Raw genomic sequence first — 17,095 nt, forward strand, 5'->3', positions numbered from 1 at the left:
ATTTCGCGCCTGCTGCCAAAACAGCCGCTGACTAGTGCCGGCTTCCCAACTTTGTTGCGCCTCTTTACTGAAAGCTGTACGAAACGTACTTTGATGATGCATTTACCCATCAAAAGGAAAGCGTTATGATGCGTCGCCTTGGTATCGTACTGTTACTCTTACTTATCCCTGTGTTATTGGCCGTCTTTCCGCGCCCAACGCAAAGTGATGACTATGTATTACACAGGTTCGAGTTAAATCGACTGGACAACGACTTTTATTGCGAAGGGGCAACGTTTGGTGATGTGTCCGGAGATGGCCAAAAAGATATCGTTGCAGGCCCCTTCTGGTATGAAGGCCCCGCATTTGAAAATCGTCATAGTTTTTATGAACCACAGGCACATTCGATCGAAGGGTATTCTGCCTGTTTCTTCTCTTTTGTGCATGATTTTGACGGAGACAGTCAAAATGACATTTTGGTAATTGGTTTTCCCGGTGAAGAGGCCTCCTGGTATAGAAATCCGGGATCAACCACTGAAATGTGGGAACGCCATATCGTATTTAACGAAGTGTCCAATGAGTCACCCACCTTCGGCGACATAACAGGAGATGGCCTGCCAGAACTGATTCTTATTCATGATGGCCGATATGGGTATGCAGCCCCGGACTGGTCAGCGCCTGAGCAACCATGGCAGTTTGTACCTATATCGGAAGATCGTGGCCTGACAAAATACACGCATGGTCTGGGATATGGCGATGTGAATGGAGATGGCCGGCATGACTTGCTTGAAGCAAAAGGGTGGTATGAACAAGCGGATGGTGATTCGCTGTGGCTTTATCATCCTTATGATTTTGCAGCTGGTGGCTCACAAATGTACGCTTATGATTTTGATGCAGATGGTGACCAGGATGTCGTCACCGCAGATACCGCGCATGCCTGGGGCTTTCTGTGGCATGAGAATTTGGGTGATGAAGTATTCAAGCGCCATGTGATAATGGGCCGCAAGCCGGCCGATAATGCATATGGCGTAGCCTTTTCGGGACTCCACGCGCTGGCCCTCGTTGATCTAGACGGCGACGGTGTAAAAGATTTGCTTACGGGAAAACGCTTTTGGGCCCACATGGGTAAAGATCCAGGTGGGAAGCAACCTCCTGTTACGTATTGGTTCAAGACAACACGAGAAGAGGGGGGAGGGGTTAATTTTGTCCCTTATTTTATTGATGATTTGACGGGCGTTGGCACACAGTTGGTTGTAGATGATTACAACAATGACATGCTGCCAGATTTTGTCGTCGCCAACAAAAAAGGAATATCTGTTTATACCCACACAACAGAACTTGTAAGCCAGGAGGTATGGGCAGCTGCCCAGCCTGTGGCGCATCCTGATCCGAAAAATTAAAAGGAAAGCACGCGTGCGCAAGCTGCTATTGATAACTGCTGGAGTATTGGCAGGGCTACTGATTTTGCTCTTCGTTGGACTAAAGCTGTATCTCACAGATGAGCGGCTCCGGGCCATGGTTGAGCCGGCCATGGAGTCAGCTCTGGCGCGAGATGTAAGTATAGGAGGCTTCGAGCTCCGTTTGTTGCGGTCATTCCCGAACATAACGGTCGGCGCAACTGAGGTTGCAGTGCATACCCCGGCGAGAGACAATGAGCCGCAACCCGATCTGGCCAGCCTGGATGCGCTTTGGATTAAACTACCCATATTGCCGTTATTGCAAAGCAAGGTCCACATCACAGCACTTGAACTCGAGAAACCACGCGTTTTAGTAGAATACTATGAGGACGGTACCAGTAATTTGCCGGCCTTTGCTAGTGAAGGAGAGGAAGAGGCCGGTGTTGTTAAAGAAATCGCTATCGCGTCTTTCAATATTGTGGATGGGCAAATTGCTTACAGTCACGCAGATGGGACCTTGCTCGTGATTGAGGGTATGGAGACAACACTGTCGGCTGCGTTGCGTGACCTTGCCGCGGTCACTGGTGATGTGTCGATCGCCTCATTCTATTTTGAAACAGGGGGGATCACCTATGCGGATGGCTGGCCTGTTGTGGCGAATGTTGATGCAACAGCCAATTTGGATAGTAGTTGGGTTACGCTTGCAAACACGGCTTTACAAATCGACGCATTGGAGCTCGATCTGCAAGGTGATATTCAGGACTGGGACAAAGAAGCAATCGGCATAGACCTGGAAGTGGACGCGCCAAATGCCACCATTGAAGGGATATGGTCACTCATGCCGGCAGCACTCGTTAAAGACATTGCCGGGTTGCGAGGCACTGGTGCTGTAGCCGTTGAAGCAAGCATGAATGGGGTTTTGTCTGAAACGGAGTTGCCGGAAACCAATATCGCCATTCGAATTGCAGATGGCAGCTTGCAATACCCTGGTTTGCCCGCAGCAATACAGCAAATAAATCTCGATGCGGTAGCGGATCTTGAGTCGCTCCAAATCCGAACGCTTTCAGCTATAGCTGCGGGCGCCCTGCTAAACTTATCCGGAAGCTTGCAGCAGTACGCAAATCCTGTTGTGAACATGGCCGGCAAGCTGCAAGCTGATCTTGAAAGTTTACAGCAGTTTTATCCCCTTGAAGAAAATACCCAGCTTGCTGGCAAGCTGGATATAGATGCTTCGCTGCAAGGTGCTGTTGCTAAACCAGCAGAAATGAATGCGTCAGGACAAGTTCTCCTTGAAGCCATACAGTACAACAGTACTGCCCTTCAACAACCGGTATCTGATCTCAATGGGCAGCTCGTTTTAGCAGGTAATACGTTATCGGCGCAAGCTGTTTCGCTAACATCTGGTAAAAGTGATTTTACGTTTACCGGTGCGCTGCAAAATTATACTTCCTTTTTGGCCGACCCGTCAGAAGGTGTACCAGCCCCCGTGATCACAGGTACGCTAAACAGTAGGTATCTCGATATTTCTGAACAATTGTCGGATGATACGACAGCGGCAGGCCCCATTGAGCTGCCCGGCGTGATAGCAGACGTGGCGTTTAACGTAGAAGAAGTCGCGTACGGCGGTCTTTCTTTGTCAGACGCAGGGGGCAAGCTTGGCCTTGTCGACGGCGTCATCACATTCGAGGGGGCAAGCGCAGGATTTCTTGATGGTATCCTGCAGGCTGCGGGTTCATTTGATCTTTCGGATCCACTGGCACCTGTTTTTGATGGTACACTGGGGTTGAACCAGGTACGTGCCTCTCGCTTCTTTACAGCATTTAATCAGCTAGATCAGATTGCACGCCTGGGCTCCTTTCTCGATGGTTTCTTTGACAGCGAAGCTTCTATTGGATTGAAGATGGATCAGGACCTGAATCCGCAGCTTGAATCGCTCTTTGCAGAAGGTACGTTTGGTGCAACGGGCGGTGCATTGAAAGGTATGCCGATCCAGGAAAAACTCGCCAGCCTGACAGGGCTGCAGGCCTTAACCGATCTTGATGTAGGCGCCTGGACACACAAGTTCAATATCTCAGGAGAGAAAATGCACGTGCAGGCACTAAATTTTGGCGCCGGCGCATTCAATTTTGGCGTAAACGGATCACAAGGCTTTGACGGTTCGATAGATTACCAGTTGCGCGTCGAGTTGCCTGCTTCAGCGCAGGAGACGCTGTCCAATGCACCTTTGCAGCAAGCGCTTCAGCCCCTGTCGCAACTGGCCCAAGTTGCACTTGTTGATCCTGCCACCAACCGTATCACCCTCGACTTCGATGCTGGCGGCTCCTTTGCCTCCCCCGAGTTGAGTCTTGATAATGAGTTGCTGCGTTCCCGTCTTGACGCCCGTGCATCAGCACTAGCGGATGGTGCCCGTTCGGAAGCCCAGGCGAGACTGGACTCCCTGGAAAGTGCGGCCAAAATGAAGGCTGAGGCTGAACTCGCCGAGCAGAAGCGGTTACTCGAAGAAAAGGCGGCTGAGGAAGCAAAAAAACTACTCAGTGGCGTTGTTGATAGTAGCGCAATCTCAACAGATCTTGATAGCCTCAAAGAAAAGGGCGGCGAAGTCCTTAAAGACCGGCTTAAAGGTCTACTGGGGCGCAAGAAGAAAAAGAACTGATATTCAGCGGGCATTGAGATAACAATAAGTGCTGCTGTAGGTGAAAACAAAAGCAGGATTTTCTTATCTTGTGGGCCACTCGGATACAGTTTTGTGGATGGGACCAGCTTTTTTGAGATCACCTGAACTTTCTTAGACAATGTGGTTTAAGGATCAATTTCTGAATTTTTACTGGGATGACCCTATACCTACGGTTTGGCGTAAATTCCGACCAGGGCACGGCAACATAAATTGCTGTGCCTTTTTCATAACCGCTAGTTGAAAGCACTTACCACCAGCAGCGTGAAGCAGCACCGCAATAAATCTGGACAGCGCAGGAAGGGCCATGGTGGCCCAGGCCGGCAAAATAAAAAGAACCAAAGCAAACCCCGGCCGACCACGGATGAACCGATCCGCCTGAATAAGTACATTGCCCAGGCTGGCATTTGTGCCCGCCGCAAAGCTGATGAACTGATCAAAGAGGGCAAGGTGAAGGTGAATGACAAGCTGGTGACCGAAATGGGGGTAAAGGTTAGCCCAGGGGATGTGGTTGAGGTAAATGGAAGCCGGATTACGCCGCTAGATTGTGACTATATTTTGCTCAACAAGCCACGTGACGTGATCACCACCAATAAAGATGAGGCTGAGCGCGAAAACACACGCCGCATTGTCCTTGATCTGATTGAAGATCCTGGGCTAAAGAAGAAGGGACTCTTTCCCGTTGGTCGGCTGGATAGAAACACAACCGGTGTATTGCTCCTTACCAATGATGGAGAGCTTGCGCACAGGCTCATGCATCCAAGTTTTGAAATACAGAAGCTGTACTGGGTGAAAACCAAAGAGTCTGTAAAGCCAAACGAACTTGCCCAGCTACAGGAGGGGGTGATGGTAGATGGTGAATTGTACTCGATGGATGAAGTTGCTTATTCAAACCCACCAAGACATGATGAACTGGGTGTGAGCCTGCATGAAGGAAAGAATAGGCACATACGGAAAATGATAGAGGCCATTGGCCACAATGTGAAACGGCTTGAACGTGTTCGGTATGCGGGGATGACGACAGAAGGGTTGCGGGTTGGCCGATGGCGCCGGCTCTCAAGCACAGAGATCAGGAAGCTGCGACGCATCGTAAAACTCAAGTAAATACTACCACTGAAAATACATGGAAACAGGATTATATAACCACACCAATGGCGCCGGGAAAGGCGGCAAAATTCGTGGGTTTGGACTTACCTATGACGATGTGTTGCTCGTACCCGGACATTCCGAGGTTATGCCCCGTGATGTAAACACCGGGGCCATGCTGACCCAGCGCATCCGGCTTAATATCCCTCTACTTTCAGCTGCAATGGACACGGTGACGGAGTCTGGTATGGCGATCGCTATTGCCAGGGAAGGCGGTGTTGGTGTTTTGCATAAAAACATGACTATCGAGCAGCAAGCTGCCCAGGTTCGTCGCGTAAAGCGGTCAGAGAGCGGCATGATCCTCGATCCGATTACCCTGCATCCCGAAGACACGGTTAGCGCTGCACGTGCTCAAATGGCACGCTATTCAATTGGTGGTATCCCGATCGTGGATGCAGATAACAAACTGGTTGGTATTGCTACAAACCGAGACCTTCGCTTTGTACTGGACGCGTCTACTTTGCTCAAGGACGTGATGACGCGAGAACACCTCGTTACAGCGCCAGAAGGCACAACGCTTGAAGAGGCTGAGCAAACGCTGCAGCAATACAAAATCGAAAAGCTTCCGGTAATTGATGAGACCGGCCGTTTACAAGGGCTGATTACCTTCAAAGACATCGAGAAGAAACGGATGTATCCGAATGCCTGCAAAGATGAGCATGGACGCCTGCGCGTCGGCGCAGCTGTGGGCGTAACAGCAGACAGCCTGGAACGCGTTAAGGCGCTGCGCGACGCTGAAGTTGACTTTGTAATTGTCGACACGGCGCATGGCCATTCTGCCGGCGTGTTGAACGTTGTTCGTGAGGTGAAATCAGCATATCCTGAATTGGATGTGGTTGCCGGCAATGTTGCGACCGCTGAAGGTGCACAGGCACTGATTAGCGCCGGCGCTGATGCCATCAAGGTGGGCATTGGTCCTGGTTCTATTTGTACAACGCGTGTGGTTGCCGGCGTTGGCGTGCCCCAGTTAACGGCTATTATGGACTGTGCCAGTGTAGCCCGCGCTAGCGGTGTTGCTGTTATCGCAGACGGCGGTATTAAACAGACGGGTGATATCCCCAAGGCAATTGCTGCAGGAGCCAATTGTGTCATGATCGGGGGATTGTTTGCCAGGGTAGAGGAGAGCCCAGGTGAAACCATTCTGTATGAAGGGCGAAAGTACAAATCTTACCGCGGCATGGGCTCGATGAGTGCGATGCAGGCCGGCAGTAAAGATCGGTATTTCCAGGATGCGGAAGACGACATCAAGAAGCTCGTACCGGAAGGCATTGAAGGCCGCGTTCCTTATGGTGGCATGCTGAGTGAAGTGATCTATCAAATGGTTGGTGGCTTGCGTGCAGCAATGGGGTACTGTGGATGTGCCTCACTCGATCAGATGTATGAAAAAGCCCAGTTAATCCAGATAACTGCCTCCGGACTGAAAGAAAGCCACCCTCATGATGTATTTATCACCAAGGAGGCGCCCAACTACAGCTCTAAATCATAAAACCGTTATTGCATGAATAACATTAAAAAAATTCAGGCTTTAATTACGGCAGAAGATGCTGCAGGGGTCCTCTTGAGTGCGCTCACATGCATCCGTTGGGGATGTGGATTTACCGGGTCCAATGGCCTATTGCTAGTCACGTTGGATGAAGCCCATTTATTTACAGATGCTCGCTATACCACCCAAAGCAGGGAAGAGGTAACTGGTGCCACCGTTCACATTGCACCGGGACAACTGATCGACAGCCTTAATACATCAGGTTGTATGCCAGATGGCGAAGTGATTTTGCAAGCAGAGCACGTCTCAATTGCACAACATGCGCAATTACTTAAACGGTTGGGGGAACGCAATTGGTTACCCAAGTCACGACTGCTTGAAGCACAAATGGCGGTAAAGTCGCCTGCTGAAATTAACTTCATCCGGAAAGCTCAAGAAATCACTGATGCTGTTTTCGAGGAAATACTGTCTGTTCTCAAACCTGGCACTACAGAAAGGGAGATTGCTGCTGAAATAACGTATCAGCACTTGCAACGGGGTGCAACCAAAATGTCATTTGACCCGATTGTTGCTTCGGGACCCAATGGCGCGTTGCCGCATGCGCGCCCATCGGACCGAAAGCTTCAGTTAGGTGACCTGGTTGTTCTCGACTTTGGGTGCTTCTACAATGGGTATGCCTCGGACATGACACGGACCGTTGCTATCGGCAACCCTTCAGAGAAAGCGCGCGAAGTTTATCATGTAGTTAAAACTGCGCAACAAAATGCGCTGGATGCAGCAAGTAGCCAAATGACAACCAAAACCCTTGATAGTGTTGCAAGAGGCATCATAGAGGAAGCTGGATATGGAAGTTACTTTAACCACAGCCTTGGTCACGGCGTAGGCCTCGATATACATGAATGGCCCCGTGTTTCGTGGCAAGTAGACGATCCACTGGCCGAAAATATGGTGATCACGATTGAGCCGGGTGTTTATATACCAGGTGAATTGGGTGTGCGGATCGAGGATATGGTTGTACTTAAACCCGATGGATGCGAAGTGCTCGGGCACACCCCCAAATCACTACTTATCCTGTAGTAATTAAGTAAACAAAGAACAAAATACAGGTTTGCGGGGTTGGCACTTCCTGTAAATTACGCATCATACAGATCATTTTACCAGGTAATTATGAGCAAACAGTGGAATGCACCTCCTGCCATGCAGATCGACGAAAAAGGCGTCTATCATGTTGTTATGCATACAGACAGCGGTGTGATTGAATTGGAGTTGTATGCTGAGCATGCACCGAAGACGGTAAATAACTTTGTATTTCTTGCCGGCGAAGGGTTCTACGATGGACTTACGTTTCACCGCGTTATTCCAAACTTTATGATCCAGGGCGGCGATCCTACCGGTATCGGTAGTGGCGGCCCCGGATACCGTTTTGTCGACGAAACGATTGGCAACCCGCTAACCCATGAACGTGGCGTCATTTCAATGGCAAATGCCGGCCCGAATACGAACGGAAGCCAATTCTTTATCACCCATGGACCGCAGCCGCACCTCAATGGCCGGCACACTGTATTTGGCAAAGTGGTCCAGGGACAAGATGTTGTTGATTCGGTCAAGCAGGGCGATGCAATGAGCAAGGTGGAAGTGACTTTGAAGCCATCAGCGGCCTAGCCCGGCAGGCTTGATACGGGCTCTTTATTTTTTGATTTGAGCCTTGTTGTTAAATAATATTGTATAAAAAGGTAGTTGCACGATTTGCGCGCAGCTACCTTTTTTTGTTCAGAAAATTAGTGTATGATGTTACCTACTGCACCGCTGATAAGAATGGGCTTTCAAGGTATAAAAACGCCAGCATGGGTCGCTTTTCTGGGCTTTGAGTCTTACGAAAAAGATCCTGATTTCTATAAAGAAATCCTCCACATTTCCAGGCAAGGCATGATTGTAACTGGCTTGCTGGGCATGTTCGGCGTTATTGCCTTTGTAGCCGCAAAATCTTTTTTCGTCAACGCAACCATCGCATGGAGTTACCGGGGAATCGACCCTGAAACTACAGTTGTTGTTTGGGATAAGCTTGTCATGCTTTTTCTGAGTATCGCGTGTTTTGTGCTGGCCCGCACAGAAAACGGACCAAAGTATGGACGCGTGCTTATGGTTGCCATGGTCATTGTCTTCTGCATTTCGAGCATGCTTGATGACCTGATTATCGGCCAGGGGTATACCACCATGTTTTTGGTGCTTTTCCTTTCTTGTGCCGTTGGTACCATGCCCTACAGAGGCTGGCAGACCTTTCTCTTTGGCCTGCTCATCATTGCTATATTCCTACTCGCCTCATCTTACCTGCCTGTAATTGTTGGGGTACCTCATCTTAGAATGCCCAAAACATCTTATGTATTTGTAGGCATTATTACCATTATCTATACAGGTATCAGCGGACTCCTGTATACAAGCAGGTATCAGCAGTTTTTAGCTCGTAAACGCGCTGAAGAATTAAAACAACAGCTTGAAGGTGCACACGCTTCTTTACAAGGGTCGTATAAAAAGCTGAGTGAAACGCAGGATCAGCTTGTACGCGTTCAGAAGGATGCAGCGATGGGGCGGGTAACTGCCGGCATTGCTCATGAAATCAAAAATCCGCTCAACTTTGTCAACAATTTTTCAGAATTGATTGCAGAGCAGGCAGACGAACTCAAAGAGGAGCTGGCGCCTTTGCGGGCAAGTATGTCAGATATACAGGCTGAAGACATCAATGAGCTTGTCGACAACCTGAAAATTAACGCCACCAAAATCCATAACCATGGCGACCGGGCAAATCAAATCCTTGCCCAGATGCTCGACCATACATCCATCAAACAGCGATCAGTACAATCTACCAACATCCACGCACTTGTGGAAAAATATGTGCATCTGTCGCGCTTAAACATTCAGGCAAAAGCGCCACAGCTTGATATTGAAATCAAAAAAGACCTTTCAGTTGAAGATGCTGAACTGGAGATAGCCCCAAAAGAAGTGGGACAGGTTGTATTGAATCTCATGTCGAATGCGTTTGACGCAGTTGAACTAAAAGCCAAAGACGCCCAGGGAAGCTATTCACCTGTGGTAGAAGTCACAACGCAGCCGGTAGCGTCTGGAGTTGAAATCCAGATCAAGGATAATGGTATCGGTGTCTCTCAGGAGAATAGAGAGAAGATCTTTGAGCCTTTCTTCACGACAACTCGAAGAACCGGGTTGGGGCTGTCGCTGGCGCATGACATTATTACGCAACGCCACGCCGGTGAATTGCGGTTTGAAAGCACTGAAGGGGAAGGCACAACGTTTATTATAACACTTCCTTACCGCGGCATTCGCAACGTCAGCTAATCCTTATCGGTACAGAGGGAGCCTTTCGCCAGACAAGACCTGGTCGCAAAACGAAGTTGCTGATTCCTGGTTTTGTGTAGGCGGGCTGTCAGGGATGTAGTCGCCGTGCCCAGCATTTCTGGCATCGCGAATCTGGGTATGGGCGACGTTCCTTGGGACGGCATACTGCCGGCGAGCACGCGGACCATGGTAGCCAAGTGCACTGCCAAAGTCTTCGTCGCGCCAAAACACAAAGGACTGCAGCAAATCGCCGGCGGGATACGCGTACTTGAGGACACTGTCTTTCCGCGAAGCCAGAACTGTTACCCGGTTACAGCGCTGCATGGCTGCCTTGTAGCCATTTGGCACCGCCAGGGAATAGTCATCCACAGCTGCTGCCATCATGCACACCTGATCAGCAAAATAACCGAGCCGGCCAACTCGATTGATGGCTTCGAGGGCAACGCGTGCACCCAGACTATGCGTTGCAAAAGAGATTTTCGTGTTGCGGTGTAAATGATCGGAAATGAAGCGTGCCAGATAAAACCCTGTATCGTCTGCATCGCGCCCTTCAAAGGAGTAACTGATAGCGCCAGACCAGTGGTCGCCGGCCCATAATACAGACACAAGCGCCGCATCACGCATACGGGGGAGCTTGCGCGCCAGGTTATCCATTGCAATGCGGCCTTCTGCCCGATCCAGGTTGAAACCATGCACAAGAAAGACAATTTCGCGTGCGCGCTGTAACTGGTCGATACGGCCCCGTCGTAATTGGCCAGGTACAACAGCACCGCTCACATTTGCGCTCCTGAAATCAAGTTCAAATACCATCGATCAACCCCGTAATGCTGAAACTGCCGCCTGCAGGGCAGAGGAGAGGTCTTTTGCTATAGGTGCAAAGGGCACCGCTGCAAGGCCAACGATGACCGCCAGAAACATCATGTCCAGATAATAGCCAACGCCGGCTGCAATAAGTAGCGCTGCACAGGATGCCACAACACGCAGTTTCCCCGAATAATGGTTTTCAGCAAGCATCATTGCTGCATCTATCCGTGCATCAACGGCAAGTTCAAACCGACCGAGTATATTGCGGTCCTTGTCTGTAATGGGTTCAGAAGCTTCAAGTTTTGCTGCCACAGCTTGTAACTGCTCAGTGTGCTTCAAACCGAGCCAGGTCGAAATTTCGCCCGCATTCTCTTCGGTGAGCCCTATGCGAGCACCCTGCCGCAGCGTGCGTACGAGGGCGTCAAGATCTCCTTTGTACTGGCCTCGCAGCACGTGCTCAAAGTCAGCGCCGTAGGCGTGTTTAAACGTATGCCAAATGGGGCCAAGCGTTTCGCGGATCTGTCCGAATCCCATAAACCCGATGCGCGTCCATTTGAGTGCCTCAACAATGCCAAAAGCTGCGGTGCCGAGGGCACCTGTTGCAAGTACTATAGTGCCAATGTTCTCCATGTGCTGGTTTCCTTTGGGGTGGTTTCCTTTGGGTGGCTGCAATCCTTGTGGGGTCTTGTAACCAGCGTGCTTTATTCAAAAGTTCTCGTTTAAAGTAATGCGACAATGCCTGATGTTCAATATTCTTCTACCAGAACGCGTATTTTAACGGCGTCAGGCGCTGAAAGCACGCAATGAAGCTGCGTGTTGCTGCCATTTCTTACATGAAGCAGTTTATATGAAGCATCTGCTGGTTATTGCATACTATTTCCCGCCCATGGGGCTGAGTGGGGTGCAACGCATTACCAAGTTTGTTAAGTACTTGCCGGCATATGGATGGCGCACAACAGTGCTTACAGTAGCACCCGGAGGCTACTTTGCGTTTGACGAAGCCCTCATGCGTGATCTCGATCAACCTGAAATAAACATCCATCGCACGCAAGCTTTTGATCCAACCCGTTTTTTCAGGAAACAACGTACCATTGAGCTCCCCAAAGAGGCATCGCGCAAGCGGCTTTCCGGGTTGAGCCAGTTGCTTTTTGTGCCAGACAATAAAATTGGGTGGTACAGAATAGCTGTAAAAAAGGCCCTCCAGCTCCATAAAGAAAAACCATTTGATGGGATACTGGCAACAGCCCCGCCTTATACCTGTGGCCTCATTGCCCGGCGCGTATCAAAACAGTGTAACATCCCCTTTGTGCTCGATCTAAGGGATGACTGGCTGGAAAACCCGCGCCACCACTATCCTACAATACTCCATCAAAAAGCACATAAACGGTTGGAATCCAGTGTTTTTAATGCTGCCAGTTCAATTATCACTGTAAATGGGAGGATAGCGGATGCAATCAGGGGCCGGCATCCAAATCGCGCTAATATCGTCAGCGTAATCGATCAAGGCTTCGATCCTGAGGATTTTGAAACAGCTCCTTCAATTCCAAACGCTGCTCCGGAAACCCTGCACTTTCTCTATAGCGGTGTGTTCTACGATCGCCAGAAGCCAGATTATTTCCTGGAAGCTTTATCCCGGGTGGTTCGCGAAAATCCTGAAACCAGCGTAAAAGCGCATTTTGCGGGACTTGTCCCACACGACATGGAAGCACTCGTGGAACGTTTCGGACTCCACAATCATGTAGTACTTCATGGCTATGTTGACCATGACATAGCCATTGCGCATCTCAAACGGGCTGATGTATTGTGGATGACCGTCGGTAGCGGGCCCGGCCAGGAGCAAATATCGACCAGCAAACTATTCGAGTATTTTGGTGCGCAGAAGCCCATTCTTGGCCTTGTACCAGAAGGTGCGGCGCGACATGCGCTGTCAAAGTGCAAAGCAGCCTTCATTGCCCCGCCAGAGGATGTAGAAGCGATTGAAGCACAAATCAGGCTCATTTATGCGCAATGGAAAGAGAGCGTATTGAAGCGGCCGGGAGAGGCTTTTGTGGCCCAATACAACAGACGGCTGTTAGCCGGCGCGCTGGCAGATCTTCTGCGTGAAGCACTGAAGACATAACCAGGCTAGGAAACGTTTTATTTTTCATCTTTCTCAGCCGATTTCTCAAGAAAGACCTTGTATGAATAATGGCTGACATTCGATGAATCCTTACCTCAAGCATCTCAAAAAAGCCCTCGCTGACGCTGAGCGCCTCAAAGCATTAGAGCGCACAGAGCTTGTGGATAGCCCGCCGGAAGTTGCATTTGACCGCTTAACCACGCTTGCAACGCGCTTAACCAATGCGCCCGTATCCCTGGTTTCTCTTGTTACAAACGAACGGCAATTCTTTAAAAGCACAGCAGGTTTACCAGACGAATTATCAGCCATTCGCACAACACCGCTGTCACACTCTTTCTGCCAGCATGCAGTAGCAACAAAACAACCGCTGATTGTTGAAGATACGCGTACCCATGACCTGGTAAACCAGGTACAATCAATTGAAGATTTTGGCGTGCTGTCTTATCTGGGCATCCCACTACAAACACCTGCCAACCAAACCCTTGGTACGCTATGTCTGCTAGGATTTGAACCGCAAACCTGGACTTCCCAAACAATTGAAACGGTACAGGACTTGGCCTCCATTGCCATGACGGAAGTGGCGCTACGGCTTGAGTTACGTACCCAGCATGAGCTACAAACAGTGCTCAGAGAAAGTGAAGCGCGCTACAGAAGCGTTGTCGACGGGATTCACGACGTTGTATTCAAGCTCAACCGACAAGGTCAAATTACGTTTGTAAATCCTGCATGGTCCTACGTATTGGACGCAGATCCGGCAGTTACCATTGGCCGCCCGATCAGCGATTTTTTGCCAAGAGACACCATTTATGGTGCACCGATGAGTGCACTGCGTGCGCATGCTGACTCACAGGCCACCTATTCAACCCATTTCCTCGCTAAAGATGGAACCATGCGGTGGCTTGAAGTACGGGTGAGACACCAGCTTGATGGGCGAGAAGGATTGGCCGGTGTTATTACGGACGTAACTGACAGCTACCGCGTTGATGCGGAACGGGAAGCCAGAGAGCAAGCGGAGCGACATTTACGCCTCAAAGATGCGCTCCTGAGCAACATGAGCCATGAGATACGCACGCCAATCTCAGCCATTATGAGTTGCACCGAAATCTTGCAAGACGAGCTTGATGAAGAGCAACTGGATTATATCAATATGATCCGTGCAGGCGGGGAGCGGTTGTTGTCAACCCTTGATAAGGTTTTGCTTTACGCCCAGGTACAGAGCAAAAATTTCGAATTACACTATGGCTCTTTTGATCTTACCAAACTAGGCGCCAACCTGTTGCGTACGTTTGATGTACCCCAGCTAACATGCACCCTCGAAGCCCCGGCTTTTCTACCCGTGCAGACCGATAAGTCGTTCCTTGCAACGATACTCCGATGTTTACTCGAGAATGCTGTGAAGTTTACGCAGGAAGGCGAAATAACGGTAAAAGTTGCGACCCTGCCAGGCGCTATTCATCTGGAAGTTTCTGATACAGGCATCGGCATCGACCCGGCCTATCTCCCGCACCTCTACACCCCTTTTGAGCAGGAAAGCTCAGGATATGCGCGAAGCTATGAAGGCAGTGGACTTGGGCTTGCCCTTACAAAAGAACTGGTAGAAGCCCTGGGGGGCACGATTGAGGTAGAAAGCGAGTTAGGCACAGGGTCAACCTTCATTATTTTCCTGCCAAACGGCACGCCGGCTACCTGATTATAATCGTATAAAGCGCACGCTGGTCCGCGAAAAAACAGAAGCCCCAACACGAGAATTAGAAAGAAAAGCATCCATTGAAAGGCTTATCTGACGAGGCACTTATCTGGTAAAGGCCACCCAGCAAGTTATGCAGGCAATTGCATGTCACTATTGTCCTGCTGCGTGATCGGTTTTATAATACGCAGGACTTCCATTAGCTTTTCCAACTGTACAGGCTTACTAACAAACGCTTCCATGCCGGCTTCACGGCAGCGTAACTGGTCCTCTTCGAGCACAGCAGCCGTCATGGCCACGACCATAGGTCGATCTTCTTCGCTCCATCTTGCCATAATCTGCCGCGTAGCCGTCAGGCCATCCATTTCAGGCATGTGTAAGTCCATCAGCACAAGATCGTAGGTGCGCATATTTAGTGCTTGCAGTACTTCGGATCCATTGCTCGCCATATCAATCCGGTAGCCAAGCCGGCCAAGGATCCTGGCGATGACCTTTTGATTAACCACATTGTCTTCCGCAACGAGGATTTGCAACGGAAACGCTTCAGCAAAAGAGGTGTCCATCAGCTGTGGTTTGTGATCGGCCTGATCGGCAGCGTTGACTACAAAAACAGCGTTTAAGGCGCGAGATAAGGCAGCTTGCTTGAGTGGTTTGTTCAGGGTCGCCATCCATCGCTTGCCATTTTTGGTATTGACATTCTGACGAATAGAGGCAAGTGCAATGCGGGGCTTTTCGTGATAGATCGCGTGCCCCGCAAGCACTCCAGCTAACGCATTGCCGCTCATGCTCGGCATGTGCGTATCAATCAGAAAAACATCAAAGTCTGATTGTAAAGCGATCAGATCCAGTGCTGCCTGCGCTGAGACCGCTGTGGTTACGCGCATGCCTATTGCTTCGAGGCGCAACTGCATCAACTTCCGGTTCGTCTCCATGTTCTCAACTACGAGCGCATGTTTGCCGCTACAGGCCGTTACAAGTGCTGGTGCGGGCTTGGGTGCCGTAACGGTAGCATCGATGCCCAGTGCGATTGTAAAGTGGAATGTGGACCCCTCGCCGGCGGTGCTCTTAACCCACATAGTGCCTCCCATCAGCTCACAGAGGCCTTTGCTAATCGCTAATCCCAACCCGGTGCCACCGTATTTCCTCGTTGTGGACGCATCAACCTGCTCAAACGACTCAAAAAGCATATCAAGTCGATCTGCTGGAATTCCGATCCCTTGATCTTTTACTTGTATATGAAGCAAGCAGGTTTGTGCATCGCGCTCTTTCAATGCTGTGAGCACGGCTATCTCTCCCGTTTCGGAGAACTTTACGGCATTCGATAGCAAGTTAACCAAGATCTGGCGCAATCGCGTTACGTCACCAATTACAGAGGCAGGTACATCGGGGTCAATGTAATGGGTAAGTTCAAGACCTTTGTCAAACGCTTTGGTTGTAAGTAAGTCAATGGCTTCCTCAATGCAACTGTGCATCGGGAAAGGCTGCGCTTCAATGGTAACTTTCTCTGCTTCGATTTTGGAGAAGTCCAGAATGTCGTTGATAATCGTCAACAGGGACTCGCCACTTGATCTGATAATTTCCAGATACTCCTGGTTTTCCTTGCTTTGTTGAGAGTCCAGCAGCAAACTTGTAAAGCCAATGATGCCATTCATCGGCGTGCGAATCTCATGACTCATGTTCGCCAGGAATTCGCTCTTCGTTTTTGCAGCAAGCAGGGCTGCTTCTCGTGCATCCAGCAAGTCTTTATTGGTGAGCTCCAGCTCATCATTCATCTTTTGCAGCGCCTTGGTGCGCAGGCTTACCTTTTCCTCGAGAATACGCTGTTGCTGCTCAAATGTCCGCGTTCTCATCCGCACAATCAGAACAATAAGCAGTAACACCAGCGATACAACAAGTGCATGAAACCATCGTTTCTGCCAAACGGGCATCGTAATTTCAAACGTAAACGAAGCCGGCACCCGTGTCCACTGATTGTCGCCGTTACTGGCAAGCACTTTGAATGTATAGACGCCGGGGGGGAGGTTTGCATATGCCGCCTGTCGCTGCGGCTCTGCAGGCGACCAGGCAGCGTCAAATCCCTCTAATTTGTATTTGTATCGCGTTTTTGAAGGTGCCAGGAAACCTGGTGCAGCAAACAAAAACGTCAGGTGATTTTCGTCATGGCTCAGGGTCAGATTTTGCGGTAACCCAGTCCAGGCGGAAAGGCTATCAGCGTACGTCTGCCATTCTGGTTTTTCATAGAATAAATTAAGGCCTATGATGTGAATGGGCAGCGGCGCTGTACGACCGTCAAGGGATTTGTCGTATCGTGCTGCACCTTTTACTGTACCAAACCATAAGTAGTCATCCCGATCACGAAAGCTGGCTTGCGTATTGCATTCCTGGCCAATGAATCCGTTTGCCCGGTCGTATGATTTGACGTGCTTGTTACCTGTTACTAGATAGGTAGGCGTATCCAGCC

General features: G+C 49.9%; 12 protein-coding genes. 9 read left to right on the top strand and 3 right to left on the bottom strand.

The window, feature by feature from the left end:
- Positions 1–125: 125 nt before the first annotated feature.
- From AAF564_19365 to AAF564_19395, 7 genes are all read left to right on the top strand, one after another.
- Positions 126–1,379, top strand: a complete 1,254-nt coding sequence (locus AAF564_19365) for a VCBS repeat-containing protein (GenBank protein MEM8487720.1) — start codon at positions 126–128, stop codon at positions 1,377–1,379.
- A 13-nt stretch (positions 1,380–1,392) separates the two neighbouring features.
- Complete coding sequence (locus AAF564_19370) at positions 1,393–4,029, top strand: AsmA-like C-terminal region-containing protein (protein ID MEM8487721.1); 2,637 nt, start codon at positions 1,393–1,395, stop codon at positions 4,027–4,029.
- Positions 4,030–4,311: 282 nt separating this feature from the next.
- Positions 4,312–5,151 (top strand): pseudouridine synthase, encoded by an 840-nt coding sequence (locus AAF564_19375; GenBank protein ID MEM8487722.1) that lies wholly within the window; start codon positions 4,312–4,314, stop codon positions 5,149–5,151.
- A gap of 19 nt (positions 5,152–5,170) precedes the next feature.
- The gene (guaB, locus tag AAF564_19380; GenBank protein MEM8487723.1) at positions 5,171–6,679 is read left to right on the top strand and encodes an IMP dehydrogenase; all 1,509 of its coding nucleotides are present in this window, start codon (positions 5,171–5,173) and stop codon (positions 6,677–6,679) included.
- A 12-nt stretch (positions 6,680–6,691) separates the two neighbouring features.
- Positions 6,692–7,753 carry an aminopeptidase P family protein gene (locus AAF564_19385; protein MEM8487724.1) on the top strand — a complete coding sequence of 354 codons (1,062 nt, stop codon included), beginning with the start codon at positions 6,692–6,694 and terminating at the stop codon, positions 7,751–7,753.
- A 90-nt stretch (positions 7,754–7,843) separates the two neighbouring features.
- The gene (locus tag AAF564_19390; protein MEM8487725.1) at positions 7,844–8,338 is read left to right on the top strand and encodes a peptidylprolyl isomerase; all 495 of its coding nucleotides are present in this window, start codon (positions 7,844–7,846) and stop codon (positions 8,336–8,338) included.
- A 123-nt stretch (positions 8,339–8,461) separates the two neighbouring features.
- Entirely contained in the window at positions 8,462–10,024 is a 1,563-nt protein-coding gene (locus tag AAF564_19395; protein ID MEM8487726.1) for an ATP-binding protein, read from the top strand.
- Positions 10,025–10,027: 3 nt separating this feature from the next.
- Here AAF564_19395 and AAF564_19400 read toward each other — a convergent pair whose 3' ends face one another.
- Positions 10,028–10,834, bottom strand: coding sequence for an alpha/beta hydrolase (locus AAF564_19400; GenBank protein MEM8487727.1), 807 nt, complete (start codon positions 10,832–10,834; stop codon positions 10,028–10,030).
- A 3-nt stretch (positions 10,835–10,837) separates the two neighbouring features.
- Complete coding sequence (locus tag AAF564_19405) at positions 10,838–11,458, bottom strand: hypothetical protein (protein ID MEM8487728.1); 621 nt, start codon at positions 11,456–11,458, stop codon at positions 10,838–10,840.
- A gap of 217 nt (positions 11,459–11,675) precedes the next feature.
- Here AAF564_19405 and AAF564_19410 point away from each other — a divergent pair, with 217 nt between their 5' ends.
- Together AAF564_19410 and AAF564_19415 are read left to right on the top strand one after the other, a co-directional pair.
- Positions 11,676–12,947 carry a glycosyltransferase gene (locus AAF564_19410; GenBank protein MEM8487729.1) on the top strand — a complete coding sequence of 424 codons (1,272 nt, stop codon included), beginning with the start codon at positions 11,676–11,678 and terminating at the stop codon, positions 12,945–12,947.
- A gap of 82 nt (positions 12,948–13,029) precedes the next feature.
- A complete protein-coding gene (locus AAF564_19415; GenBank protein ID MEM8487730.1) occupies positions 13,030–14,637 on the top strand; it encodes an ATP-binding protein in 1,608 nt (535 codons plus the stop codon).
- A gap of 128 nt (positions 14,638–14,765) precedes the next feature.
- On the opposite strand, the gene AAF564_19420 is transcribed toward AAF564_19415, so the two are convergent.
- Positions 14,766–17,095, bottom strand: a 2,330-nt coding sequence (locus tag AAF564_19420; protein MEM8487731.1) for a response regulator, incomplete at its 5' end; no start/stop codon positions are given.

It is taken from the genome of Bacteroidota bacterium (assembly GCA_039111535.1).
Taxonomy (GTDB): domain Bacteria; phylum Bacteroidota; class Rhodothermia; order Rhodothermales; family JAHQVL01; genus JBCCIM01.